This is a genomic window from Oerskovia sp. Root22 (assembly GCF_001429135.1).
GTDB lineage: Bacteria > Actinomycetota > Actinomycetes > Actinomycetales > Cellulomonadaceae > Oerskovia > Oerskovia enterophila.
Genome location: NZ_LMIL01000009.1, coordinates 393169 through 418293, shown reverse-complemented (window position 1 = coordinate 418293; position 25125 = coordinate 393169). Strand labels below are relative to the sequence as shown.

The 25125-nt window shown below is 70.6% G+C and carries 21 protein-coding genes and 3 pseudogenes; 13 read left to right on the top strand and 11 right to left on the bottom strand.

What is annotated here, in order from left to right:
• Nucleotides 1-165: 165 nt before the first annotated feature.
• The 3 genes from ASE15_RS12355 to ASE15_RS12345 form a co-directional block, all read right to left on the bottom strand.
• Nucleotides 166-1518, bottom strand: a complete 1353-nt coding sequence (locus ASE15_RS12355) for a class II 3-deoxy-7-phosphoheptulonate synthase (RefSeq protein ID WP_056763521.1) — start codon at nt 1516-1518, stop codon at nt 166-168.
• Nucleotides 1519-1525: 7 nt separating this feature from the next.
• Complete coding sequence (locus ASE15_RS12350) at nt 1526-2764, bottom strand: pyrophosphate--fructose-6-phosphate 1-phosphotransferase (RefSeq protein WP_056650236.1); 1239 nt, start codon at nt 2762-2764, stop codon at nt 1526-1528.
• 88 nt (nt 2765-2852) lie between these two features.
• On the bottom strand, nt 2853-3644 hold the full coding sequence (locus tag ASE15_RS12345; RefSeq protein WP_231907543.1) for a 1-acyl-sn-glycerol-3-phosphate acyltransferase: 792 nt from the start codon (nt 3642-3644) through the stop codon (nt 2853-2855).
• 60 nt (nt 3645-3704) lie between these two features.
• Here ASE15_RS12345 and ASE15_RS12340 point away from each other — a divergent pair, with 60 nt between their 5' ends.
• Entirely contained in the window at nt 3705-4277 is a 573-nt protein-coding gene (locus tag ASE15_RS12340; RefSeq protein ID WP_056650239.1) for a hypothetical protein, read from the top strand.
• Nucleotides 4278-4486: 209 nt separating this feature from the next.
• Here ASE15_RS12340 and ASE15_RS12335 read toward each other — a convergent pair whose 3' ends face one another.
• Nucleotides 4487-5434 (bottom strand): ROK family glucokinase, encoded by a 948-nt coding sequence (locus ASE15_RS12335; RefSeq protein WP_056650244.1) that lies wholly within the window; start codon nt 5432-5434, stop codon nt 4487-4489.
• Nucleotides 5435-5697: 263 nt separating this feature from the next.
• Here ASE15_RS12335 and ASE15_RS12330 point away from each other — a divergent pair, with 263 nt between their 5' ends.
• On the top strand, nt 5698-7509 hold the full coding sequence (locus ASE15_RS12330) for a long-chain fatty acid--CoA ligase (RefSeq protein WP_056650247.1): 1812 nt from the start codon (nt 5698-5700) through the stop codon (nt 7507-7509).
• A 78-nt stretch (nt 7510-7587) separates the two neighbouring features.
• On the opposite strand, the gene ASE15_RS12325 is transcribed toward ASE15_RS12330, so the two are convergent.
• A complete protein-coding gene (locus ASE15_RS12325) occupies nt 7588-9132 on the bottom strand; it encodes an NYN domain-containing protein (protein ID WP_056763519.1) in 1545 nt (514 codons plus the stop codon).
• A 72-nt stretch (nt 9133-9204) separates the two neighbouring features.
• On the opposite strand from ASE15_RS12325, the gene ASE15_RS12320 reads away from it, so the two are divergent.
• Together ASE15_RS12320 and ASE15_RS12315 are read left to right on the top strand one after the other, a co-directional pair.
• On the top strand, nt 9205-11082 hold the full coding sequence (locus tag ASE15_RS12320; RefSeq protein WP_082618407.1) for a DEDD exonuclease domain-containing protein: 1878 nt from the start codon (nt 9205-9207) through the stop codon (nt 11080-11082).
• Nucleotides 11076-11357 carry an Lrp/AsnC family transcriptional regulator gene (locus tag ASE15_RS12315; RefSeq protein WP_056650255.1) on the top strand — a complete coding sequence of 94 codons (282 nt, stop codon included), beginning with the start codon at nt 11076-11078 and terminating at the stop codon, nt 11355-11357. Before ASE15_RS12320 ends, ASE15_RS12315 begins: the two co-directional genes overlap by 7 nt.
• A 136-nt stretch (nt 11358-11493) precedes the next feature.
• On the opposite strand, the gene trpD is transcribed toward ASE15_RS12315, so the two are convergent.
• A complete protein-coding gene (gene trpD / locus ASE15_RS12310) occupies nt 11494-12549 on the bottom strand; it encodes an anthranilate phosphoribosyltransferase (RefSeq protein WP_056763818.1) in 1056 nt (351 codons plus the stop codon).
• Between the two features lie 86 nt (nt 12550-12635).
• Complete coding sequence (locus tag ASE15_RS12305) at nt 12636-13109, bottom strand: hypothetical protein (protein ID WP_235534393.1); 474 nt, start codon at nt 13107-13109, stop codon at nt 12636-12638.
• Between the two features lie 489 nt (nt 13110-13598).
• On the opposite strand from ASE15_RS12305, the gene ASE15_RS12300 reads away from it, so the two are divergent.
• From ASE15_RS12300 to ASE15_RS21860, 7 genes and pseudogenes are all read left to right on the top strand, one after another.
• Complete coding sequence (locus ASE15_RS12300) at nt 13599-14249, top strand: heme-copper oxidase subunit III (protein WP_082608858.1); 651 nt, start codon at nt 13599-13601, stop codon at nt 14247-14249.
• A gap of 81 nt (nt 14250-14330) precedes the next feature.
• Nucleotides 14331-15110 (top strand): c-type cytochrome, encoded by a 780-nt coding sequence (locus ASE15_RS12295; protein ID WP_056650262.1) that lies wholly within the window; start codon nt 14331-14333, stop codon nt 15108-15110.
• Nucleotides 15107-16138, top strand: coding sequence for a ubiquinol-cytochrome c reductase iron-sulfur subunit (locus ASE15_RS12290; protein WP_056650265.1), 1032 nt, complete (start codon nt 15107-15109; stop codon nt 16136-16138). Before ASE15_RS12295 ends, ASE15_RS12290 begins: the two co-directional genes overlap by 4 nt.
• Nucleotides 16135-17853, top strand: a complete 1719-nt coding sequence (locus tag ASE15_RS12285; RefSeq protein ID WP_056650267.1) for a cytochrome bc complex cytochrome b subunit — start codon at nt 16135-16137, stop codon at nt 17851-17853. Before ASE15_RS12290 ends, ASE15_RS12285 begins: the two co-directional genes overlap by 4 nt.
• Nucleotides 17854-18032: 179 nt before the next feature.
• Nucleotides 18033-18129: pseudogene (locus ASE15_RS21865) on the top strand (superoxide dismutase); the annotation flags it as partial.
• A gap of 1 nt (nt 18130) precedes the next feature.
• Nucleotides 18131-18695, top strand: a pseudogene (locus ASE15_RS12280) (superoxide dismutase); the annotation flags it as partial.
• Nucleotides 18696-18726: 31 nt separating this feature from the next.
• Nucleotides 18727-18864 (top strand): annotated as a pseudogene (locus ASE15_RS21860) (Fe-Mn family superoxide dismutase); the annotation flags it as partial.
• 718 nt (nt 18865-19582) lie between these two features.
• On the opposite strand, the gene ASE15_RS12270 reads toward ASE15_RS21860, so the two are convergent.
• The 3 genes from ASE15_RS12270 to coxB are packed head-to-tail and all read right to left on the bottom strand — an operon-like array spanning nt 19583 to nt 22706.
• Nucleotides 19583-19981, bottom strand: coding sequence for a cytochrome c oxidase subunit 4 (locus tag ASE15_RS12270; protein WP_056651272.1), 399 nt, complete (start codon nt 19979-19981; stop codon nt 19583-19585).
• A complete protein-coding gene (ctaD, locus tag ASE15_RS12265; protein ID WP_056651268.1) occupies nt 19978-21795 on the bottom strand; it encodes a cytochrome c oxidase subunit I in 1818 nt (605 codons plus the stop codon). Before ctaD ends, ASE15_RS12270 begins: the two co-directional genes overlap by 4 nt.
• On the bottom strand, nt 21795-22706 hold the full coding sequence (gene coxB, locus ASE15_RS12260) for a cytochrome c oxidase subunit II (protein ID WP_056651265.1): 912 nt from the start codon (nt 22704-22706) through the stop codon (nt 21795-21797). Before coxB ends, ctaD begins: the two co-directional genes overlap by 1 nt.
• Before the next feature lie 341 nt (nt 22707-23047).
• Between coxB and ASE15_RS12255 the strand changes: the two genes are divergently transcribed.
• Together ASE15_RS12255 and ASE15_RS21855 are read left to right on the top strand one after the other, a co-directional pair.
• Nucleotides 23048-24298: a cysteine desulfurase family protein gene (locus ASE15_RS12255; protein WP_056763517.1), complete on the top strand. Its 1251-nt coding sequence runs from the start codon at nt 23048-23050 to the stop codon at nt 24296-24298.
• Nucleotides 24295-24660 carry a sulfurtransferase TusA family protein gene (locus tag ASE15_RS21855; protein WP_369800595.1) on the top strand — a complete coding sequence of 122 codons (366 nt, stop codon included), beginning with the start codon at nt 24295-24297 and terminating at the stop codon, nt 24658-24660. The genes ASE15_RS12255 and ASE15_RS21855 overlap by 4 nt, the downstream gene beginning before the upstream one ends.
• A gap of 97 nt (nt 24661-24757) precedes the next feature.
• Here ASE15_RS21855 and ASE15_RS12245 read toward each other — a convergent pair whose 3' ends face one another.
• A complete protein-coding gene (locus ASE15_RS12245) occupies nt 24758-25108 on the bottom strand; it encodes an iron-sulfur cluster assembly accessory protein (RefSeq protein ID WP_056651260.1) in 351 nt (116 codons plus the stop codon).
• Nucleotides 25109-25125: the final 17 nt, after the last annotated feature.

Sequence of the window (25125 nt, the reverse complement as noted above, 5' to 3'; positions counted from 1 at the left end):
CGACGGTTCCCCTCTACCTCGCGGCCCCCTCCGGGCCCGTCGACCTCGCGCACGCCCTCTCAACCGGCACGAGACAGCCCGACGGCGGCGCACCTGCGGGTGCGCCGCCGTCGGGCTGCATGAGGTCTTCCCGGGCCTCGGGCCCGGTCGTGAGCGGACGCCGGCTCAGCGTGCCTGGAGCATCTCCGCGACCTGGAAGGCCATCTCGAGCGACTGCTGGTGGTTCAGGCGCGGGTCCACGAGGGTCTCGTAACGCAGGGCCAGCCCCGCGTCGTCGATCTCCTCGCTGCCGCCCAGCACCTCGGTCACGTCGTCGCCCGTGAGCTCGACGTGCAGGCCACCGGGCACCGTGCCGAGCGCGCGGTGGACCTCGAAGAAGCCGCGGACCTCGTCCAGGACGTCCTCGAGGCGGCGCGTCTTGTACCCGCTGTCCGAGGTGATGGTGTTGCCGTGCATGGGGTCCGTGACCCACGTGACGGGGGCGCCGGACTCGCGCACGGCCTCGACGAGCGCGGGCAGCGCGTCGCGGATCCGACCCGCTCCCATGCGCGTGATGAACGTCAGCCGGCCCGGGATCGCGTCCGGGTTGAGCTTGTCGATCAGGCGCAGCGCGTCGTCGGGAGCCGTGGTGGGACCGAGCTTGACCCCGATCGGGTTGGCCACGCGCGACAGGAAGTCCACGTGCGCGCCGTCGAGCTGGCGCGTGCGCTCACCGATCCACAGGAAGTGCCCCGAGGTGTCGTACGCGTTGCCCGAGCGCGAGTCGATGCGCGTGAGCGAGCGCTCGTAGTCGAGGATGAGCGCCTCGTGGCTCACGAAGAACTCGACCGTGCGCAGCGCGTCGAAGTCGACCCCGCACGCCTTCATGAAGCGGATCGCGCGGTCGATCTCCGCGGCCGTGCTCTCATAGCGCGCGTATGCGGGGTTGCGCATGAAGCCGCGGTTCCACTCGTGCACCTGTCGCAGGTCGGCGAAACCGCCACCCGTGAACGCCCGGACCACGTTGAGGGTCGCCGACGAGATCCGGTAGGCCTGCATGAGCCGATCGGGGTCCGGGACGCGGTCCTCGGTCGTGAAGGCGTGCCCGTTGACCATGTCGCCGCGGTACGCGGGCAGCGTGACCCCCTCGCGCGTCTCGTCGTTCGAGCTGCGCGGCTTGGCGTACTGCCCCGCGAGCCGACCCATCTTCACGATGGGCATGCTCGCGCCGTGCGTCAGGATCACGGCCATCTGCAGGATGGTGCGGACCTTGTTGCGGATGCGCAGGGCGTTGGCGTCCGCGAACGTCTCGGCGCAGTCACCGCCCTGCAGGAGGAAGGCCTCACCCCGGCCCGCGGCGGCGAGCCGCGAGCGCAGGGTGTCGGCCTCCGAGGGGACCACGAGCGGCGCGGAGGCCGCGAGCCGCGCAGACACGTCCGCGAGGGCCGCGGCGTCGGGCCACGTGGGTTGCTGCTGCGCGACGAGGGAACGGAACGCGTCCAGTCCCTGGGTGATCTCCGCGCCGGTCGTGGTCGCCATCAGCGGGTCAGTGCGCCGTGGGAGCAGCGGGCACGAGCGGCTGGCCGATCTCGCCCAGCAGGTCGCCGAACCACGGCTGGGAGACGTCGAACGCCTTGCCGCCCGCGATGCGCGGGAACTCGATCGCGCGCAGGCGGTCGCCGTTCTCCTCGTCGTGGCCGATCACGCCCGACTCGCCCTTGAACGCGCAGTCCACGGCGAGGTCCGTCATCGACTTGATGAGGCGCAGGTCCTCGGCGTTCGCGGCCGCGGCGCGCGAGTAGTAGCCCGACTTCTGGACCATGGTCTTCTCGGCGCCGAGCTTCTCCGCGAACTGCTTGGCGAACCAGGCACCCGGGTTGATGGTGTCGAGCTTGACGTGGCCGAACGGGTCGCGCTCGACCGTCTCGCCCGACGCCTCGAGCTGCGCGACGATCTCGTTCATGCCCGCGCCCTCGGACAGGAAGATGTTGACGTTGCCGACCTCGTCCATGACGGTGCGCAGACGCGCGGCCTCGGCCTCGATGTCGAGCGCGAGCTCGGGGACGAACACCGCGTGGATGTCCCACCGCTCCTTGGTCAGGCCGATGCCCGGGACCCACTCCTGCGTGTCGAGCCACTTGCGGTACTCGGCGGCCGAGGCGGCGGTCAGCCAGCCGCAGTGACGGCCCATGACCTCGTGCACGATCAGCATGCGCGGGCCCGAGCGGTGCTCGCCGATGATGTTGCGCGCGAAGCCCGCGGCCTCCTCGGCGGCGGTCCACGCACCGAGCGACTGACGGATCGGGATCACGTCGTTGTCGATCGTCTTGGGCAGGCCCACGACCGTGAGCTCGTAGTCGTTCTCGTGCAGGTAGGCCGCGAGGTCCGCCGCGGTCGTGTTGGTGTCGTCGCCACCGATGGTGTGCAGGACGTCGACGCCGTCGGCCTTGAGCTGCTCCGCGGCGACCTGCAGCGGGTCCTGGCCCTCCTGGACGAGGCCGCGCTTGACGCAGTCCTTCGCGTTGGTGAGCTTGACGCGCGAGTTGCCGATCGGCGAGCCACCGAAGCGGTGCAGGATGCCCGCGTTCTTCCGGGTCTCCTCGTCGACGACGATCTTGTTGCCGGTCAGCAGGCCGTGGTAGCCGTGCTGGTAGGCGATGATCTCGACCTCGGGGGCGAGCTCGGTGTAGCGCTCGATCAGACCGCCCACGGCGGAGGACAGGCACGGGGCGAAACCACCGGCCGTCAGGAGTGCGACGCGACGAACCTGCCGACGATCAGACATAGCAAAGGAGCCTCTCGTTGAAGGATGCCGCCGTGCCTGCGTCGATCGACGCCGGGGATCCCCCGGGGCAGCGGGACGGCCTGCTCCCTCAGTCTACTGACGGCGCGGGGTCCTCCTGCGGCGGTTCCGGCACCTGGACGTCCGGGACCGGCCTGCCGCCCGGCGCTGCGGGCGAGGCGGGAGGTGTGGTAGCGGCGGGTCCGGCCGCGAGGCGCGCCTTGGCCGTCGCGGCGTAGATGTCCACGTACTCCTGGCCCGACAGGCTCATGATCGCGTACATGATCTCGTCCGCGACGGCGCGCAGGATGAAGCGGTCGTTCTCCATGCCCTTGTAGCGGCTGAAGTCGAGCGGCTCGCCGATCACGATCCCGATCCGCATGGGCTTGGGGATCACCTTGCCGATGGGCTGGGCGATGTTGGTGCCGATCATCGCGACCGGGACGACGGGCGCGCCGGACTCGAGCGCGAGGCGGGCCACGCCGGTCTTGCCGCGGTACAGGCGCCCGTCGGGGCTGCGGGTGCCCTCGGGGTAGATGCCGAACAGCTCGCCGTCGCCCAGGACCCGCAGGCCCGTGTTGAGCGCGGCCTCGCTGGCCTTGCCGCCCGCACGGTCGACGGGGATGGTGCCCACGCCGCGCATGAACCCGGCCGTCAGACGCCCTTTGACGCCTTTGCCCGTGAAGTAGTCGGACTTCCCGAGGAACTGGACCTTGCGGTTCAGCACGAGGGGCAGGATGAAGGAGTCGATGACCGCGAGGTGGTTGCTCGCGAGGATCGCTCCGCCCTCGTCGGGGACGTTGTCGACGCCGCGCGTCCACGGACGGTACAGCAGCCGGAGCAGGGGGCCGACCATCACCTGCTTCATGAACCAGTAGAACAACGTTCCTCCTTGGAGCACCCCGCGAACACGGGCTGCGGTTCCGACTCTAGAGTGAACCCCATGGCCGCACCGAATGCAGGACCGCAGGACGAGAACGACGGGAAGGACGACGCGATCGAGCCGACCGACGACCAGCCGACCACGCCGAAGGACGACCTCCCCGACGTCGAGGCCCGCTGGGCCGACATCGTGGCGGACCTCTCGGACGTCTCGGCCGCGGCGGAGTCGGCCGTCGCCGAGGCGGGTCCCGGCCCGTCCGGGCCCGACGCGCGCCCCTCGGCCCCGCGCGACCTGCACGAGACGTTCCCGGTCGCGCCCTGGGTCCAGGGCCCGGCCGGCCCCCGGGACTGGCCGGCCACGCCCGAGGTCGAGGACCTCGAGGAGGCCGAGAGCCACTTCACTCCCCCGGACCCGGACATCGGCATGGGCCGCGACCCGCTGCTCACCATGGCCTGGGGCCTGGTCGCCGGCATCCCGATCCTCCTGCTCGTCGGGATGGTCGTGCTCCGCCCGTTCCCGACGATCGTGGCCCAGGTCGCGGGCGGCCTGTTCCTGGTCGGGCTCGCGGTGCTCGTGTGGCGCATGCCCCACCGCCGTGAGGACGACCGTGCGGGGCCGGGCGCCGTCGTCTGACGGACGCCTCCCGCACGCACCGCGGCAGGGTCCGGGCGGCGCCGGGTCGTGCGCTCCCGTGCCCGACGACGTCGCGCGCCCCGGGTGCGCTGCGCACCCGGGCGGGACGACCGACCGGCCATCTCCCCTGACGGGGCGTGCCGAGAAGCCGGACGGCCCACGACCTCGTGCAGAGGTCGGGGGCCGTTCCCGTGACAGAGGCGATGCGACTAGCTGCGAGCGAGGTCCGCGGCGCCGACGATGCCGGCCTCGTTGCCCTGCTGAGCGAGGTCGATCTGCGCCTCGGGGCGGTGCCCACGAGCCGAGAGCTGGTCGGCGAACGCCTTGCGCACGGGCTGGAGCAGCAGGTCGCCGGCTGCGCCGACGCCACCGCCGATGACGATCAGCTCGGGGTCGAGCAGCGCCGTCACCGAGGCTGCACCCTCGCCGATCCACCGGCCGAGGGTCGCGAGCAGCTCGATCGCGAGCTCGTCGCCGTCCTGCGCGGCCTGCGTGATCTGGGGGCCGTTGAGCTTGGAGGCGTCGCCGCCCGCGAGCTCGAGCAGCGCGGCAGCCCGGTCCGGCTGGGCGATGAGCGCGGCCTGGCCGTCGCGCACGAGCGCGCTGCCCGACGCGTACTGCTCCCAGCAGCCCTCGTGGCCGCACCCGCAGTAGTGCCCGCCGGGCACGACGCGCATGTGCCCGACCTCGGCCGCCACACCCCAGCGACCGCGCACGAGCTTGCGGTCGACGATGATCGCGCCGCCCAGCCCCGTGCCGACCGTGAGCATGAGCATGTCCGAGGCGTCGCGTCCCGCGCCGAACTGGAACTCGGCCCAGCCCGCGGCGTTGGCGTCGTTCTCGACGACGATCTTCACGTCGTCGTCGCCGATCAGCGCGCGGACCTTGTCGGCCAGCGGGTACTCGCGCCACGCGATGTTGGGGGCGAAGAGGACCGACGTGCGGTCGGGGCTCACGAAGCCGGCTGCGGCCAGGCCCATGGCCTCGACCTCGAACTCCTTGGACAGCTCGGCGTACACGTCCGCGACCGCTGCGTCGATGCTCGCGACGTCGTCGGGCTCGGTGTCGCGACGCGTCTGCGCAAGGATCTTGCCGTTCTCGTCGACCACACCCGCGGCGATCTTCGTTCCGCCGATGTCGACTCCGATGGCATGCATGTCAGGTCCTCACTCACGTAGCGGTCTGGAACTCACAGGATGGGAACACCCGCCGGTAACGGTTGTGCACCGCCTCGGCATCGGTTCTGCGTACGTCCGTCGGCTCCGATCGTCGGTCGATCCCGGCGTTCGCCCAGGTACGGCCTGAAATCTTGCGCAACAGCGCACAGCACCATGAAGAGTACCGACTCGGAGGCGGTCAACGACACTTCCGACCTGTGGGTAGTGTTCTCACACCGTCGACTTCTGCCACTGGAGCCAGCATGGACGAGTTCAGCGCACCGCGCATCATCGATGTCGATCCCCTCGACAACCTCAACGACCTCTTCGCCAGCCGTGTCGCGGCCGGGCCCGACCAGCCGATGGTCGAGGTCAAGAGCGGGCCGGGCGCCCCCTGGAAGACACTGACCGCACGGGAGGTCGACGCCGACGTCGTCTCCGTCGCCAAGGGCCTCGTGGCCCTGGGCATCCAGCCCGGCGAGCACGTCGGCATCATGTCCCGCACCCGCTACGAGTGGACCCTGCTCGACTGGGCCACGTGGGCCGCGGGAGCGGTGCCCGTGCCGCTCTACGAGACCTCGAGCGCCGAGCAGGTCCAGTGGATCCTCTCGGACGCTGGGGTCAGGCTGCTCGTGGTCGAGTCGCCCGCGCACGCCGCCACGGTCGAGGAGGTCCGGGCACAGGCGCCCGAGCTGGGCCAGGTGTTCGTGATCGACGACGGCGGGATCGCCGCGCTCAAGGAGGCGGGCAAGGACGTCAGCGACGACGAGATCGCCCGCCGTCGCGGCCTCGCGAACCTCGCGGACGTCGCGACCATCATCTACACCTCGGGCACCACGGGACGGCCCAAGGGCGCCGAGCTCACGCACGAGAACTTCTACTCGCTGACCGTCAACGCCGTGAAGGCGCTGCCCGAGGTCTTCGCCGAGGCGAACGGTCGCACGCTGCTGTTCATGCCCCTGGCGCACGTGTTCGCGCGCTTCATCGGCGTGCTCGTCGTGGCAGGCGGCACGGTCCTCGGGCACACCCCGGACACCAAGACCCTCCTCGAGGACCTGGGCGAGTTCAAGCCGACCTACATCCTCTCGGTCCCCCGCGTGTTCGAGAAGGTCTACAACTCCTCGGAGCAGAAAGCCGCCGCCGGTGGCAAGGTCAAGATCTTCCACTGGGCCGCCGCGACCGCGATCGCCTACTCCCGCGCCCTGGACGACCCCAAGGGCCCGGGCATCGGTCTCAAGCTCCAGCACAAGGTCGCCGACGCGCTCGTCTACAAGAAGCTGCGTGCGGCGCTCGGCGGGCAGACCAAGTGGGCCGTCTCGGGCGGCGCCCCGCTCGGCGAGCGGCTCGGACACTTCTACCGCGGCATCGGCGTGCGCATCCTCGAGGGCTACGGCCTGACGGAGACCACCGCGCCGACGTCGGTGAACCGTCCGACCGCGACCAAGATCGGCACCGTCGGGCCCCAGCTCCCGGGCTGCGGGGCCAGGATCGCCGAGGACGGCGAGATCCTCCTCAAGGGCCACCACGTGTTCCGCGGGTACCACAACAACCCGCAGGCCACGCAGGACGCGTTCGTCGACGGCTGGTTCCGCACGGGCGACCTGGGCTCGCTCGACGCTGACGGGTTCCTGCGCATCACGGGCCGCAAGAAGGAGATCATCGTGACCGCGGGCGGCAAGAACGTCGCCCCGGCCGTGCTCGAGGACCGCATCCGCGCGCACGCCCTGGTCAGCCAGTGCGTGGTCGTCGGGGACGGGCAGCCGTTCATCGGCGCACTCATGACGATCGATCCCGAGGGCCTGCCCGGGTGGCTCGCGATGCACGGCAAGGAGCCCATGACCGTCGAGGCCGCAGCGATCGACGTGGACGTCCTCGCAGCGCTCGATACCGCCGTGGACCGCGCCAACAAGGCCGTCTCGCGCGCCGAGTCCATCCGCAAGTTCACGATCCTGACGACGGACTTCACGGTCGAGAACGGCTACCTGACGCCTTCGCTCAAGGTCAAGCGCAACGTCGTGCTCCAGGACTTCTCGGTCGAGGTCGACGCGATCTACGCGGGTGCTGCCGCCCACTGATCCGCACGGAGAGCGCACCGCAGGACGGCCGGTCCCCACGAGGGGGGCCGGCCGTCCTGCTGTCCGCGGTCCCCGCTCTCAGAGCCGCGCGAGCCGCGCGACGAGCGCGGGCGACCCGATCGCCACGGCCCCCATGGCCTGGACGTCGTCCGCGACCTCCCGGTCGCTCGTGACGACCGCGACGGGCCGGCCTTCCGGCTCGGCCGCGACGAGCCGGCGGATCAGGTGGTCGGCGATCTCGCCCGACGTGAACAGGACGCGCACCCCGCGGGTGCTCGCGGGCGGCAGGTGGCCCAGGTCCTGGCCGTCGAAGCAGCACGTGACCTCGGCTCCCGTGCGCGACGCGACGCGCACGAGCCCGTCCACGAGACGGCGGCGCTGCTGCGCGAGGGTCAGCGCTCCGAAGCCGGTCTTGGTCACGTTGTACCCGTCGACGATGAGGTGCATCTGGGGGACGGCCAGGACGTCGTCGAGCAGCGCGGGATCGTCCCCGGCACGCCCACGCGACCCGGGCCGGGTGCGGCCGGGGACCCCTGGGGCACCCGCGCTGTCCGCGGGAGCGACGGTGTCGGCCGGGCGGAGCGTGGTCGGCGGGATCCCGAGCTCGCGACGGAGCCCGACGGCCGCGTCCACGACCGTCTCCAGCAGGAGCCGGGCGCGCGCGTTGGCCAGCTCGGCACCGGTGTGCGTGAGCGTGCGCGCCTCGTCCCGGGCCGCGTGCGCCCGGTCGAGCGCGACCGACGCCTCGCGCCGCTCGTCGGCGGCCCGGGCCGCGAGCGCCTCGGCGGCCTCGGTGCGCGAGGCGGCCTCGGCGAGCGCTGACCGCGCCTCGGCGCGGGCACGGTCGGCGTCCGAGCGGAGCTTGCGCTCCTGCCGACGCAGGGTCGCGATCTCGGCCCGCGCCTCCTCGAGCGCTGCGCGGTCCGCCGCCGCTGCCTCCTGGGCCGCGGCGAGCTCCGCGACGGCCCGGTCGCGCTCCCCCGCGGCGCGCTCGGCCTCCAGCGCGCGGCGCTGCGCCTCGGCCTGCGCCTCGAGGGCCTCGGCCGCGCGGGCCAGGTGGACCTCCCAGCCGTCGGGTCGCAGGAGGAACGCGCCGACGGCCAGCTCCACGAGGTCGCTCGCGGCCCGCGCTCCCTCGCCCTCCCCCTGCCCGACGGCGGAGCCCCGGTCCCGCGCGGGAGCCGTACCTGTCGTCGTGCTCGAGTCGTCCGACGTGGGGGTGGGGACCAGGGCCTCCGCCGCCTCGGGCGTGGCGTCGCCGCGCGCGCCCGCCGCGCCCTGGGCGCCGTCACCTCCCGCCGACGTGCCGCCGTCGGGCCGGAGGGCTCGTGCCTCCCGCGGGTGCGCGGTGCTCCACGCGGCCGCGACCGCGTGCCGGAACGACGCACTGGTCTCGAGCGCCTGCCACAGCGGCGCCGCGCCCGACACCGCGCGCCGGCGTGGCGCGAACGTGCGGACCCTGCGCAGGGGCACCGGGACGGTCGACGGCTCCCAGGTGCCCAGGACACGCGCGGAGAGCTCGAGGAGCTGGTTGCGGACGACGGAGGGGACGACGAGCGGGTCGGGCGGCGCGTCGTCCGACCGATGCGGTGTGTCCTTCTTGTCCCGACTCGTCCCATCCATGGGTCCACACTACGGGCAGCGATCATGCATCGCGCGGACGGACGTGTCAGTGCCCGCGGCTACCTTCACCCCATGTCGTCCACGACCGTCCCCACCCGGGACGCACCACGCCGACCGCCCGCACCGGGCGGGCCCCGGTTGCTCTCGGTCCACGCCTTCACGCCCACGGCGGTCGAGGGAGCCGCTCCGGTCCAGCTCGGGCTCGACGAGCTCGGTACGCCCCTGCAGGACGTGACCTTCGTGGTCGTGGACCTCGAGACGACGGGCGGCTCGCCCGCCTCGGCCGGGATCACGGAGATCGGGGCGGTCAAGGTCCGCGGCGGCGAGGTGCTCGGCGAGTTCCAGACCCTCGTCAACCCTGGTACCCCGGTCCCCGCGTTCATCGCGCGCCTCACGGGGATCACCACGGGGATGGTCGCGACCGCCCCACCCATCGAGGCCGTGCTGCCCAGCTTCCTGGAGTTCTCCCGCGGCGCGGTGCTCGTCGCGCACAACGCGCCGTTCGACATCGGCTTCCTCAAGGCCGCAGCCCGGGACGCGGGCTACGAGTGGCCGGGCAACCAGGTCCTCGACACCGTGCCGCTCGCGCGACGCGTCGTGACCCGCGACGAGGCCCCCAACCACAAGCTCTCGACCCTGGCCGCGCTCTTCCACGCGACCGTGACCCCCGAGCACCGCGCGCTGGCCGACGCGCGCGCGACGGTCGACGTGCTGCACGCGCTGCTCGAACGCATGGCGCCGTTCGGGGTCACGCACCTCGAAGACCTCGCGACCGCGACCGACCCGGTCCCGGCCGACGTCCGGCGAAAGCGCACGCTCGCCGACGGACTTCCCGACGGGCCAGGTGTCTACATGTTCCGTGGCCCCGGCGAGGAGGTCCTCTACGTGGGCACCTCGACGTCGATCAGGCGCCGGGTGCGCAGCTACTTCACGGCCGCGGAGAAGCGTGGCCGCATGACCGAGATGGTCCGCATCGCCCACGCCGTCACACCGGTCGAGTGCGCCACGGTGCTCGAGGCCCAGGTGCGCGAGCTCCGGCTGATCGCCGAGCACTCGCCGCGCTACAACCGTCGGTCCAAGTTCCCCGAACGCATGAGCTGGGTCCGTCTGACGAGCGAGCACCACCCCCGCCTGTCGATCGTCCAGGAGGTGCGCGCGGACGCCGTGCACATCGGTCCGTACTCGTCGCGGCGTCAGGCACAGCTCGCGATCGACGCCCTGCACGACGCCCTCCCCGTGCGCCAGTGCACCTCGCGGCTCCCGCTGCTGCCCGCCCGGGGGGCGAGCGCGTGCGCCCTCGCCGAGATGGGACGCTGCGGCGCTCCGTGCACCACCGCGCAGGAGCCGCAGGGCTACCCGGCCGTGGTGGGGCGCGCACGGGCGACCATGCTCACCGACCCGGGCGACGTCGTCGAGCACCTGACCGCGCGCATCGCCGAGCTCGCCGCGACCGAGCGCTACGAGCAGGCTGCCGACGTCACCTCCCGGCTCGAGGCCTTCCTCCTGGGCGCCGGGCGCGCCCAGCGGCTCCACCCGCTCGCGGCGTGCGCCCAGCTCGTCGCTGCCCGCCCCGTCGAGGGCTCCCGCTGGGAGATCGTGGTCGTGCGGCACGCGCGGCTCGCCGCCACGGGCCTCTCCCCCTCCGGCGCCGACCCCTGGCCCACGATCGACGCGCTCGTCGCGACAGCCGAGGACGTCCCGGCCCCCGTGGCGCCCGCGCCCGCGTGCCACCCCCACGAGGCCGACCTGGTCCTGGGATGGCTCGAGCAGCCAGGGGTCCGGCTCGTCGACGTCAGCCACCCGCTCGCGTGGCCCGTCCGCTCGGCCCGCGCCTTCGCGGACGGCACCCGCACCGCGCAGCGCGTCGCCCACCACGGCAGCGCTAGATTGGGCAGCGGTTCCCCGACCGGCGAACCACGTGCCACGGACCCGACGGAGGACCCATGCTGACCGCGATCGTGCTGATCGACACCGAACCGAACCTCATCCCGGAGGTCGCCTCGCACGTCGCCTCGCTCAAGGGTGTCAGCGAGGTCTACTCGGTGACCGGCAAGGCGGACCTCGTCGCGATGGTGCGCGTCAACGAGCACGACGACCTCGCCGACGTGATCGCCGACAAGATCAGCAAGGTGCACGGCGTGCTGCGCACCGAGACGTTCATCGCGTTCCGCGCGTACTCCGACGTGGACCTCGAGCAGGCGTTCGCCCTCGGCCTGGACGACTGACCCGCGCAGGTCGAGGCGGACCGGACAGGGCGCCGCGCCGCGAGCCGGCGCGCGGCGCCGCACAGGCGGCTCCTGTCCTGACGAACCGCTGGAACCTCGGTGGGGCGGCCCTCGCAGGCCGCCCCACCGGTACGTGTCAGCGCGACGACGCGGCGACCCAGCGATCGAGGGCGGCCGCGGCCGCCCCTGAGTCGATGCTCGTGGCGGCGTGCTGCATGCCGGCCGCGAGGCGCTCGACGAGGGGGCCCTCCGCGGTCCCCGGCAGGCTCGCGTCCGCGACGAGCGCGGCTGCCGCGTTGAGCAGGACCGTCTCGCGCGCAGGCCCCGGGTCGCCCGCGAAGACGCGCCGGGCGACCTCGGCGTTGAACACCGCGTCGGCCCCGCGCAGGTCCTCGACCGTGATCCGCTGGAGACCGAGGTCGCGGGCCGCGTCGAGCGAGTGGACGGTCACCGCCCCCTCGCGCACCTCCCAGATCGTCGAGGTGCCCGTCGCCGCCAGCTCGTCGAGGCCGTCGTCGCCGCGGAAGACGATCGCCGACGCACCACGGGACGCGAAGACCCCCGCGACGAGCGGGGCCATGCGCTCGTCGGCCACCCCGATCGCGGCGGCGCGAGGCTGCGCCGGGTTCGTGAGCGGCCCCAGGAAGTTGAAGGCGGTGGGCACGCCGAGCTCCTTGCGAGCGACCGCCGAGTGCCGGAACGAGGGGTGGAAGACCTGCGCGAAGCAGAACGTGATGCCGACCTCGTCGACGATCTGGGCCACGCGCTCGGGAGCCTGGTCCAGCCGGATCCCCAGGACCTCGAGCACGTCCGCCGAACCCGACGACGACGACGCGGCACGGTTGCCGTGCTTGACGACACGCACCCCGGTCCCGGCGATGACCACGGCGGCCATCGTCGAGACGTTGACCGTGTGCGCACGGTCGCCCCCCGTCCCCACGATGTCGACCGAGGGACCCGCGACCTGGAAGCGCGTCGCGTGCGCGAGCATCGAGTCCGCGAGGCCCCGCAGCTCACCGACCGTCTCGCCCTTGGACCGCAGCGCGATCAGGAACGCTCCGAGGCGGACGGGGCTGACCTCGCCCGTCATCACCCTGTCCATGGCCCATGCGGTCTGCGCGGCGCTCAGGTCCTGGCCGGCGATGAGCTCCGTGAGGAGCCCGGGCCACGTCGGCTCCGGCTGCTCGGACACCAGGACGGTGGCCGGCGGCGTGGGGTCGGAGGAAGCGTGTGCCGGGTTGCCCGGGGTCGTGGTCACAGGACCTGCCCTTCATGAGGTCATTCGATCAGCGAGACGATCGCCCGCTGCAGCTCGATCGCGTCGAAGGGCCGAGGAACGGCATCGTCGGCGAGCGACCACGATGCTAGCCAACCGTCCTGGGGCCTGCCCGTGAGGACCAGAACGGGAGGGCACTCGTAGATCTCGTTCTTGAGCTGACGAGACAGCCCCATGCCCCCGGCCTTGTCGGCCTCGCCGTCGAGCACGAGGAGGTCCCAGCCGCCCGCGTCGGCCGCGGCGACGACCGCAGGAGCGGTCGCGACCTCCTTCCAGACGATGTCAGGAGCACCGACCCGCACCCGACGTCCGACCGCCATCCGGACCTGCTCGCGGACGGTCGCGTCGTCGCTGTAGAGCAGGATGCGGGGAGCGCGCGCCTCACGGGGCGCGGTGGTCGGCTCGACGGCCGTGCCCTGCGCGGACAGCACGCCGCCGGTGGACGTGGTCGTCGTGCCGCTCGTGGTCGACGTCATCGTCGCCTCCATCTCGTTCGGGTCTCACGTGGTCCCGACCGGTCCCGGCCGGGTCTGGTGGCACCGTGCCCGCGGTGCACGGTCGCCGACCGGCACCTGCTCGACGGGCACAGCGCTCCCCGGCATCTTGGCACGTCGGGTCGCGCCACGGCACCCCCCGCACCGGCGACGACCGGCCCGCGTCCGCCCACCGGACAGGGCGGCGCCCGCGGCCGGCATCGCTGCGGGGACACCGCGACCGCCGGGGTGCCTCGCGTGCCGTCGGGAGCACCGATCATCGTCGTTGTTTCATGGCAATTCCCGGCGCACCGTCAGGAAATACCCAGGGCCACACTCTTCGCAGAACGCCCGGAATGACGCCCTTTCATGGCACTTCAACGCGATCCGTCACGAAGTGCAGGGCTTGGTGGGGAGATCTGGAGACTTTGTGAGATTCGCCGCGCGCCACCCCCTGGTTCGATGGCCCAAATCGCTCCGACGTCGGCCATAATGGCTGGTGTGTCGACCGCAACGGCTGCCCCCCACGCCCACCAGCACGTGAGCGTCAACCGACCGAACCCAGTTTCGGTCGGGACGATCGTGTGGCTGGCCAGCGAGCTCATGTTCTTCGCTGGACTGTTCGCTATGTACTTCACCGCACGCTCGGTGATCCCGGCAGAGGAGTGGGCTTCTCAGACCGAGAAGCTCAACATCCCCTTCGCCGTGATCAACACGTCGGTGCTGGTCCTGTCCTCCGTGACCTGCCAGCTCGGAGTCCTCGCGGCGGAGCGCTTCCAGCCCGTCCGCACCGGATCGATCTTCCAGGTCAACCGGTGGGGGATGAACGAGTGGATCACGCTCACGTACATCATGGGTTCGTTCTTCATCGGTGGTCAGATCTACGAGTACGCCGAGCTCGTGCACGAGGGACTCACCATCTCGTCGCACCCCTACGGCTCGGTCTTCTTCATGGCCACGGGCTTCCACGGCATCCACGTCGTCGGTGGTCTGATCGCCTTCCTGTTCCTTCTCGGCCGGTCCTTCTCCGCCAAGAACTTCGGGCACCACGAGGCCACGACCGGCATCGTGACGTCCTACTACTGGCACTTCGTCGACGTCGTGTGGATCGCGCTGTTCTTCGTGATCTACATCCTCCGTTGACGCGGTGACGCCCGCGGCACCGATGCCCGGACAACCACACCTGCCCCCTGCACCCCCCACTTGCGAGACGAGGATCATTTCGTGAAGGCACTCGCCGCCCGCAGACACCACCGCTTCGCTCCGGTCGTGCTGCTGCTGCTGGCGCTGCTGGTCACCGGCGGCGTCTACGCCGCCTTTGCCCCGAGTCCAGCCAGCGCTGACACCGCCAGCACTGAGGACATCGAGACTGGCCAGAAGCTTTTCCAGGCGAACTGCGCCACCTGCCACGGCCCGAACGCGGAGGGCTCGGACACCGTTCCGTCCCTCGTCGGCGTCGGTGCGGCCGCTGTCGACTTCCAGGTGTCGACCGGTCGTATGCCCATGCAGATGGAGGGCCCTCAGGCCATCCAGAAGCCGCGCCAGTTCGACGACGAGCAGACTGCGCAGCTCGCTGCGTACATCGCGTCCCTGGGCGCCGGCCCGGCGATCCCGACCGACGAGCAGATCGACGCCTCGCTCGGCGACCCCGCGAACGGCGCGGCCGTCTTCCGCACCAACTGCGCGATGTGCCACAACGCCGTCGGCGCGGGCGGTGCTCTCTCGGAGGGCAAGTTCGCCCCTGCGCTGTGGGACACCTCCGAGCGCAACATCTACCAGGCCATGCTGACCGGCCCGCAGTCCATGCCGGTCTTCAACGACATGAACATCACGCCCGACGAGAAGCGCGACGTCATCGCGTTCCTCGTCGACCAGCGCCAGGGTTCTGCCGGTGGACTTGACCTCGGCTCTCTCGGCCCCGTCAGCGAGGGCCTCTGGGCGTGGATCGTCGGGCTCGGCCTGCTGATCGGCGCCGCTGTGTGGATCGGAGCGAAGTCGTCGTGAGCGACAACCAGAACTCGACGGACCTGACGAAGCAGGGCGGGCAGGAGCTCGACCGCTTCCAGGATCCGGGTATCCCGGCTCACAAGAGCCGGATGGCAGACCGTGACCCCCAGGCCGCCAAGCGTGCCGAGATGCAGGTCGTGATCCTCTTCACGATCTCGATCATCGGCACCATCGGCATGCTGGTCGCCTTCTTCGCCCTGCCGGAGGACACCTCCATCGCGGGCATCCGTACGGCGAACCTCATCATCGGGCTCGGCCTGGCCTTCGCGCTGCTCGGCATCGGTCTCGCGGCCGTGCACTGGGCCAAGACGCTCATGTCGGACCACGAGCACGTCGACGAGCGCCACGCGCAGCGCAGCTCGGACGCAGTCCGTGCCGAGGCCGTGCAGGCCCTGACCGAGGGTGCTGAGGACTCGGGCATCGCCCGCCGTGGCGTGCTCAAGGGCGCGGTCGTGACGGCCCTCGCGCTGTTCCCCCTCGCGATCGCTGTTCCCCTCGTGGCAGAGGTGGGTGGAGACTGGAACGTCAGCAAGTTCCGTCACACCCTCTGGAAGCCCAAGATGCGCCTCGCGCTCGACCCGTCGGGCCGCCCGATCAAGGCCGAGGACGTCACGATCGGCAGCGCCTTCCACGTGATCCCGGACGTGCCCGAGGAGGTGCGCAACTCCCACGAGTGGATCTCGGAGAAGGCCAAGGCGATCGTCCTGATGGTCCGCCTCGACCCGCGTGACCTCAAGGAGGCGCCCGACCGCAAGGACTGGTCCTACGACGGCATCGTCGCGTACTCCAAGGTCTGCACCCACGTCGGCTGCCCCGTCGCGCTCTACGAGCAGCAGACGCACCACCTGCTGTGCCCGTGCCACCAGTCGACCTTCGACGTCGCGGACGGCGCGAAGGTCGTCTTCGGCCCGGCCAAGAGGCCGCTCCCGCAGCTGCCGATCACCGTTGACGACGAGGGCTACCTGGTTGCGCAGAGCGACTTCCACGAGCCCGTCGGACCGAGCTACTGGGAGCGCCTGAAGTGAGCACCAGCACCGCGGGACCCGCTGAAGCGACCGCAGACTACCTGGACCAGCGGACCGGCATCGCCGGGGCCGTGAAGGAGTTCGCCCGGAAGGTCTTCCCCGACCACTGGTCGTTCCTCCTGGGCGAGATCGCCCTCTACTCGTTCGTCGTCCTGATCATCTCGGGATTCTTCCTGACGATGTTCTTCGTGCCGAGCATGGGCCTGGTCACGTACCACGGTGAGCCGGCGACCATGAACGGCGTGCTCATGTCCGAGGCCTTCGCCTCGACGCTGCACACCTCGTTCGAGGTGCGCGGCGGCCTGCTCATGCGCCAGATCCACCACTGGTCGGCGCTGCTGTTCATGGCCGCGATCGTGACCCACATGATGCGCGTGTTCTTCACCGGCGCGTTCCGCAAGCCCCGCGAGCTCAACTGGATGGTCGGGTTCCTCCTGATGATCATGGGGCTCGCCGCGGGCTTCACGGGCTACTCGCTCCCGGACGACGTCCTGTCCGGCAACGGCCTGCGCATCACCGACGGCGTGGTCAAGTCGATCCCGGTCATCGGGTCGTACATGTCCTACTTCATCTTCGGTGGCGAGTTCCCGGGCGAGCACATCATCCCGAGGCTCTTCACGCTCCACATCCTCGTGGTCCCGGGCCTCATCCTGGCGCTCGTCGCGCTCCACCTGTTCTTCGTCGTGCTGCACAAGCACACGCAGTACCCGGGTGGCGGCCGCACCAACGGCAACGTCGTGGGCTTCCCGCTCTTCCCCGTGTACGTCGCCAAGGCCGGTGGCTTCTTCTTCGTGGTGTTCGGCGTCATCGCCGCCATGGGCGCCACGATGGCCATCAACAACGTGTGGAACTACGGGCCGTACGACCCCTCCCCCGTGTCGGCGGGCGCCCAGCCCGACTGGTACATGCTCTTCCTCGAGGGTTCGCTACGACTCATGCCGGGGCAGACCGAGTACGTGATCGCGGGCTACACGCTCTCGCTCAACATCCTCATCCCGGCGGTCGTGATCCCAGGCCTGCTGTTCACGTTCCTCGCGGTCTACCCGTTCCTCGAGGCCGCGGTGACCAAGGACAAGCGCGAGCACCACGTGCTCGACCGCCCGCGCAACGTCCCGGTCCGCACCGGGCTCGGTGTCGCGTTCCTGACGGCTTTCATCATCCTGGCCCTGGCCGGGTCGAACGACCTCATCGCGACGCACTTCCACCTGTCGATCAACGCGATCACCTGGGTGTTCCGGGTCCTGCTCTTCGTCGGTCCGGTGATCGCCTTCTGGATCACCAAGCGCATCTGCCTCGGGCTCCAGCGCAAGGACCGCGAGCTCGTCCTGCACGGGCACGAGACCGGCCGCATCGTGCGCTTCGCGCACGGCGAGTACATCGAGGTCCACCGTCCGCTGGACGAGCAGGAGCGCTGGCTCCGTGTGAACTACACGGCCCACGCCCCGCTCGAGATCGACCCTGCGACCGACTCGCGCGGTGTCCGCCGCAAGCGCTACAAGAAGGACCGTCGACTCCAGCGTCTGTCGCAGTTCTTCTACGAGGACCGGGTCGAGCCCGTGACCCCGTCCGAGCTCGCGGCATCGCACTCGCACGGAGAGCACGACGCCCTGGGCGCTGCGGACACGACGCACGCCGTCGAGTCCGGGTCGGCCGTGGGTGGCGGCAGCCACATCGTCAGCCCTGACGACACCGGGGCCGGCAGCACCAAGCACTGACCCGCTCCCCGCGGGGCACCAGAAGACCCGTGAGATTGTCTCGGCCTCGGCCGGAACAATCTCACGGGTCTTCTGCGTTCCACCGGTGTCGCGTTCGATCGCATTTGCCGCTCTCGAGCGCGTTCGTCAAAGATGTCGCTCCTCTCCGGCGCGGCACACGATCCAGGAGGCAATCCGGCATGGCTGTCTACACCCTTCCCGAGCTGTCGTACGACTACGGCGCACTCGAGCCCCACATCTCCGGCCGCATCATGGAGCTGCACCACTCCAAGCACCNCATGGCTGTCTACACCCTTCCCGAGCTGTCGTACGACTACGGCGCACTCGAGCCCCACATCTCCGGCCGCATCATGGAGCTGCACCACTCCAAGCACCACCAGGCCTACGTGACCGGCGCCAACACCGCGCTCGACAAGCTCGCCGAGGCCCGCGACTCGGGCGACCTGGCCGCGGTCAACCTCCACGAGAAGAACCTCGCGTTCAACCTCGGCGGCCACGTCAACCACTCCGCGTTCTGGACCAACCTCTCCCCCGAGGGCGGCGGCGAGCCCACGGGCGACATCGCCGCAGCCATCGACGAGGACTTCGGCTCGTTCGAGAAGTTCAAGAAGCACTTCGCCGCGGTCGCCGCCGGCGTCCAGGGCTCGGGCTGGGCCATCCTCGCCTGGGACACCCTCGGCAAGAAGCTCATCATCGTCCAGCTCTACGACCAGCAGGGCAACATCGCCCTGGGCCTGGTCCCCATCGTCCTGCTCGACGTCTGGGAGCACGCCTACTACCTCGACTACCAGAACGTGCGCGCCGACTACGTCACCGCCTGGTGGAACCTCGTCAACTGGGCAGGCCGCCGGCGTCCAGGGCTCGGGCTGGGCCATCCTCGCCTGGGACACCCTCGGCAAGAAGCTCATCATCGTCCAGCTCTACGACCAGCAGGGCAACATCTCCCTGGGCCTGGTCCCCATCGTCCTGCTCGACGTCTGGGAGCACGCCTACTACCTCGACTACCAGAACGTGCGCGCCGACTACGTCACCGCCTGGTGGAACCTCGTCAACTGGGCCGACGCCGACGCACGCCTCACCCGCGCCCGCACCCAGGGCGAAGGCCTCATCATCCCCGCCTGACCCTCTGCGTCGCCCCACGGGCCGCACAGCCCCCTTCTCGGGGTGCCTGTGCGGCCCGTGCGTCGTCCGGGGACGCCCACGGGGCACCGATCTCCGCAGTGCGCCAGCCGTCGCGGCTCGAACGACGGACGTGCACACATCGAGGCGTCACGTCCCGCTCGGCGTCGTCGCCGCCCAGTGTCGGCAGACCGGGACGGCGCGTGCACCGGTCAGGGCCGACGACGAGGTGCGCTCTCCTGCCGGCCTGGAAAGCTGCGACGCCGGTTCCTGCTCCGGCCTCCCTTCCTCGGACGAGGAGCTCTGGAGGGAGGCTGCTGGGTCCGCGTGGTCGTAGGGCGGCCACAGGTGTCGCCCTCGTGGCCTCTCCGATGCTCTTCCTGCTTGCCTCCGGCAGACCACCAGGTCTTCTCGCCCAGATCGAGCAGCGCCCCTTCTCCTCGATCACACCGGCACTCCTCCGGCGACGCCCCCGGGCAACGATCACGCCCTGGGGCGTCGCCGGTCCCGCACGCGTGCAACGTGGGCAGGAGTCCACGCTTCGTGCCCGGGAACGCCGACGGGCCCCGCCTCCCAGAGGGAGACGGGGCCCGTCGTGACGTTCAGGCGATCAGTGCGCGTGCTGTCCGCGAGAGAACTCGAAGACCCAGCCCACCAGCGCGACGGCGCCGAGGACGGCGCCGATGCCGAAGATCCACCAGCCCAGGGCGAGGCCCAGGAAGGCGATCGCCGCTGCACCGGCGATGGCCAGCGGCCACCAGCTCCAGGGCGCGTACACGCCCTGGTCGCCGGCGCCCTGCTCGATGAGACCGTCCGGGTCGTCCTCGGGCCGGGCGTCGATGCGCTTGGCCGTCAGCGCCAGGTAGCCACCGATCATGGCCGCGAGGCCGAAGGTCAGGAACAGCGCTGCGGAGCCGACGGGCTCCCAGTGGCTCCAGAACCCGTAGACGAGCGCCACCAGGAGGAAGAACGGTGCGAGGAAGAGGTGGAGCCTCGATTCGACCTTCACTTGCCGTCCTCCTTCTCGCCGGCGTGCGGCTCGTCGATGATCATGGTCGAGGTCGACGAGCTGGAACGCTCGGTGCCCTCGACACGGTCCACGGCGGCTGCGGTCTCGCCGCGGCGGTCGGCATCGCCGTAGACCTGCTGCAGGACGCTCGGGTTGGGCTCCGCGTGGTCCATGGCCGCGACCTCAGGGTGGTGCAGGTCGAACGCGGGGCGCTCCGAACGGATCCGGGGCAGCGAGGTGAAGTTGTGCCGCGGCGGCGGGCAGGACGTCGCCCACTCGAGCGAGGCCCCGTAGCCCCACGGGTCGTCCACGGTGACCTTGGGCGCGTTGCGCCAGGTCGTGTAGACGTTCCAGAGGAACGGCAGGGTCGAGGCGGCGAGGATGAAGGCGCCGACCGTCGAGACCTGGTTCATCCACGTGAAGCCCTCCTCCGGCATGTAGTCCGCGTAACGACGCGGCATGCCAGCCACACCCAGCCAGTGCTGGACGAGGAAGGTCGCGTGGAAGCCGATGAACAGCAGCCAGAAGTGCAGCTTGCCGAGCTTCTCGTTGAGCATGCGACCCGTGAACTTGGGCCACCAGAAGTAGAAGCCCGCGAACATCGCGAACACCACGGTGCCGAAGACCACGTAGTGGAAGTGCGCCACGACGAAGTAGGAGTCGGAGAGGCTGAAGTCCAGCGCGGGGCTCGAGAGGATGACTCCCGTGAGACCACCGAAGAGGAAGGTCACGAGGAAGCCGATCGACCAGAGCATGGGCGTCTCGAACGTGAGCTTGCCCCGCCACATGGTGCCGATCCAGTTGAAGAACTTCACACCGGTCGGAACTGCGATGAGCATGGTCATGAACGCGAAGAACGGCAGCAGGACCGCACCGGTGACGTACATGTGGTGCGCCCACACCGTGACGGAGAGGGCAGCGATCGCGATCGTCGCGTAGACCAGACCCTTGTAGCCGAAGATCGGCTTGCGGCTGAAGACCGGCAGGATCTCGGAGACGATGCCGAAGAACGGCAGCGCAATGATGTAGACCTCGGGGTGCCCGAAGAACCAGAAGAGGTGCTGCCAGAGGATGGCGCCACCGTTCTCCGGGTTGAAGATCTGCGCACCCAGGCGACGGTCCGCGCCGAGCGCGAACAGCGCTGCGGCCAGCGGGGGGAAGGCCATCAGGACCAGGAGGCTCGTGACGAGCGTGTTCCAGGTGAAGATCGGCATGCGGAACATGGTCATGCCCGGGGCGCGCATCGTGATGATCGTCGTGATGAAGTTGACGGCACCGAGGATGGTTCCGAACCCGGCCAGCGCCAGGCCGAAGACCCAGAGGTCTCCACCAGCTCCTGGACTGAACGTCGTGTTCGACAGCGGCGCGTACGCGAACCACCCGAACGACGCGGCCCCCTGCGGGGTGAAGAAGCCGGCGGAGGCGATGAGCCCACCGAACAGGTACAGCCAGTACGCGAACATGTTCAGTCGCGGGAACGCGACGTCAGGCGCGCCGATCTGCAGCGGCATGATGACGTTCGCGAAGCCCGCGAACAGCGGGGTCGCGAACAGCAGCAGCATGATCGTGCCGTGCATCGTGAAGAGCTGGTTGTACTGCTCCTTGCTCTGCACGATCTGGATGCCTGGCTCGAAGAGCTCGGCACGGATCACGAGGGCCATGAGGCCACCGATGCAGAAGAAGATGAACGACGTGATCAGGTACATGTACCCGATCGTCTTGTGGTCGGTCGAGGTGACCCACTTGATGACGGTTCGTCCGAGCGTCTGGCGCTTCGGGGCGAGACCGGGAATGACTTCGGCCTGCGCGACCATCAGTTCTCACCTTCCGTGACGACGGGCTGGTTCGGGTCCTGGAGGCGGTTCAGGTCCAGCCCGAGCTCGCCGATCTGTCCCTTGTCCTCGAGCTTCTGCATCTGGGCGTCGTACTCCGCACGGGAGACCACGGCCACGTTGAAGAGCATGCCCGAGTGGTGCTCACCGCAGAGCTCGGCGCACTTGCCGGCGTAGACACCCTCACGCGTGGGGGTGACCTGGAACTCGTTGGTGCGCTCCGGGATCATGTCCATCTTGTAGAGGAACGCGGGGATCCAGAACGAGTGGATGACGTCGCGGGAGTCCAGCTTGAAGCGGACGACCTCGTTGACGGGCAGGTAGAGCGTCGGCAGCGAGGTCGCGGTGCCCGGGGCACCCTCGATCTCGTCCTCGGAACGGAGGTCGCCGACGTTGGCCTCGTGCTGGCCGGACTCGTAGACGTCGTCCGTCAGGTAGTTGAAGTCCCAGCTCCACTGCTTGCCGATGACCTGGATCTCGACGTCAGGGGTCTCGGAGAGATCCTTGATCGCCGTCATGTCACGGTCGGTGTAGTAGAAGAGCACGAGCACCATGACGATCGGCACAGCCGTGTACATGATCTCGAGGGGCAGGTGGTAGCGCGTCTGCACGGGCAGGACGTGGTCGTCCTTGCGCTTGCGGTAGGCAGCGACGCACCACAGGATCAGTCCCCACGTGATGACGCCGACGATCAGTGCCGCGATCCAGGACCCGTTCCACAGCGATGTGATGCGGGCGGTCTGGTCGGTCACCTCACCGTCGGAATATCCGGGGAGAAATCCGCGCTGAACGGTCTCACTGGCACAACCGGACGCCACCGCAGCGACAGCGACAGCGGTTGCCGTCGCTCGCAGGATGGTTCGCCGTGTGCGGCTAGGGGATTGCGAGTGCAAGGGGGGCCTTTCACTTCAACGTCCGACAGGGGGGCTCGATCTCTCCACGAGGTCCCCGCAGAACCTTCGTCCTCGACCCACAGAGCCTAGCGCTTGAATGCCCTCCCGCGCGCCGTCAACGCGCCTTGTGAACGTGACGAATCCGCCAACTTTCCCCGAAAACACGGGGTTCGGCACACCTCTGACCGTTCTGTCAGATCGTCGCTTCGCCCGAGCCTCGCGCTACCGTGCAGACTGTGAGAAGCAGCCTCGGCACATTCGGCGCATCTCCAATGAAAGTCCGCCGATCGACGGGCCCGCGGAGCCCTCCCCACCGTATTCCACGCCACTCAGGAGCACATGTGACGGATACCACCACTCCCCCGCGTCGGGTCTACCTCGACAACGGGGGCAGGGCGCTCCTGCACCCCCTCGCCCGCACCGCGTTCGACCAGGCGCTCGACGACGGCTGGGCAGATCCACGTCGACTGCACGCCGAGGCACGTCGCGCGGCCGTGCTCCTCGACGGCGCACGCGAGGCCGTCGCGGCGGGCCTGGGCGCCCGCACCGAGGAGATCCGCTTCTCGTCCTCGCACACCGCGTCGCTGCACGCGGCGGTCGGTGCGGTCGCGCTCGGGCGTCGGCGGGCTGGACCGGGCATCGTCGTCTCGGCGGTCGAGCGCGCGGCCGTCCTGCACGCGGCCGAGCTCGCGACGTCGTCGGTCACCCCCACCGCCCCCGACCTCTCCACGACGGACACCCCCCGGACGGACCTCCGCCCGGAGACCAGCGTGGTTCTCGAGACGCCGTCGACGGCGCGCCCCCTCGTGACCGTCCCGGTCGACCTGCTCGGACGGGTCGACGAGGCCGCGATGATCGCGGCCGTCTCGTCCCCGGGCGTCGCGCTCGCCGCGCTCCAGGCTGCCAACGGCGAGGTCGGGACCCTCCAGCCCGTCGGAGCCGTCCACGACGCCGCCCGCCGCGCGGGCGTCCCGCTCCTCGTGGACGCGGGCGCCGTCGTCGGGCACGCGGAGGTACCCGGCGCCTGGGACCTGCTCGCCGCCGACCCGGGCGACTGGGGCGGCCCCGCCGGGGTCGGTGTCCTCGCGGTGCGCAACCGCGTCCGCTGGCGCCGCACGTGGCCCGAGGACGCCGACCCCTGGTTCCCGGGCGGGGTGAGCGTCCCCGCGGCGTTCGCCGCGGCCGTCGCGCTCCAGTCCGTCCTGGCCGACCGCGCGGCCCAGGACGCGCGCCGGCGCGCGATCGTCGCCAAGGTCCGGGCCGTCGTCGGGCAGATCCCCGACGTCGAGGTCGTGGGCGACCCCGACGACCGGCTCCCCCACGTCGTGACCTTCTCGTTCCTGTTCGTCGACGGCGAGGCCCTCGTGAGCGAGCTCGACCGTGCGGGCTTCGCGGTCGGGTCCGGCTCGGCGTGCACGTCGAGCTCGCTCGAGCCCAGCCACGTCCTGGCCGCCATGGGCGTCCTCACGCACGGCAACGTCCGCATCGCGCTCGACCGGAGCACGACCGAGGAGGACGTCGACCGCTTCCTCGCCGTCCTGCCCGGCGCCGTGGCGCGCGTGCGCGCCTCCCTCGGGGTGAGCGGGCTGTGAGCATCGAGCCGACCACGCAGCCGCCGGTCCCGGAGGTCGTCGACGCGCGCGGGCTGCGCTGCCCCCTGCCGGTCATCCGGCTCGCCGCGGTCGCGCGCGACCGGTCGCCGGGCGACGTGCTGACGGTCTGGTCGACCGACCCCGCGGCCCGCCACGACGTGCCCGCGTGGGCGCGCATGCGCGGGCATGCCGTGGTCGAGAACGCCGTGCTGGACGACGCCGTGGTCGAGACCGCGGGCGACGCGCGTCCCGCGCCCGCCGACGCCGCCCCACCGGGCGCGCAGGCGGCGGCCCAGGAGAGCACCCCGAGCGTGCCCGACGGCGGCACGACCTGGGCGATCACGATCCGTCTGGGCGGGTGAGCGGAAGGTCCGAGGACGCCGACGGCCCGGCCACCGTGAGGTGACCGGGCCGTCGTGGCTCGACCGCTGCGAGGTCCGCAGGGCCGGGCGCCGCGGATCAGCCGAACGAACCGCCGCACGCGCAGGCGCTGCCCGCGTTGGGGTTGTCGATCGTGAAGCCCTGCTTCTCGATCGTGTCGGCGAAGTCGATGGTCGCGCCGTCCAGGTAGGGGACGCTCATCTTGTCGACGACGACCTCGACGCCGTCGTAGTCCTTGAGGACGTCGCCGTCCAGGACGCGCTCGTCGAAGTAGAGCTGGTAGATCAGGCCCGAGCATCCGCCGGGCTGGACGGCGACGCGCAGACGCAGGTCGTCGCGGCCCTCCTGCTCGAGGAGGCTGCGGATCTTGCCGGCCGCGAAGTCCGTCAGCAGGACGCCGTGGGTGGCGGTCTCGGTGGTCTCGCTCATCGTGTTCTCCGCACAGT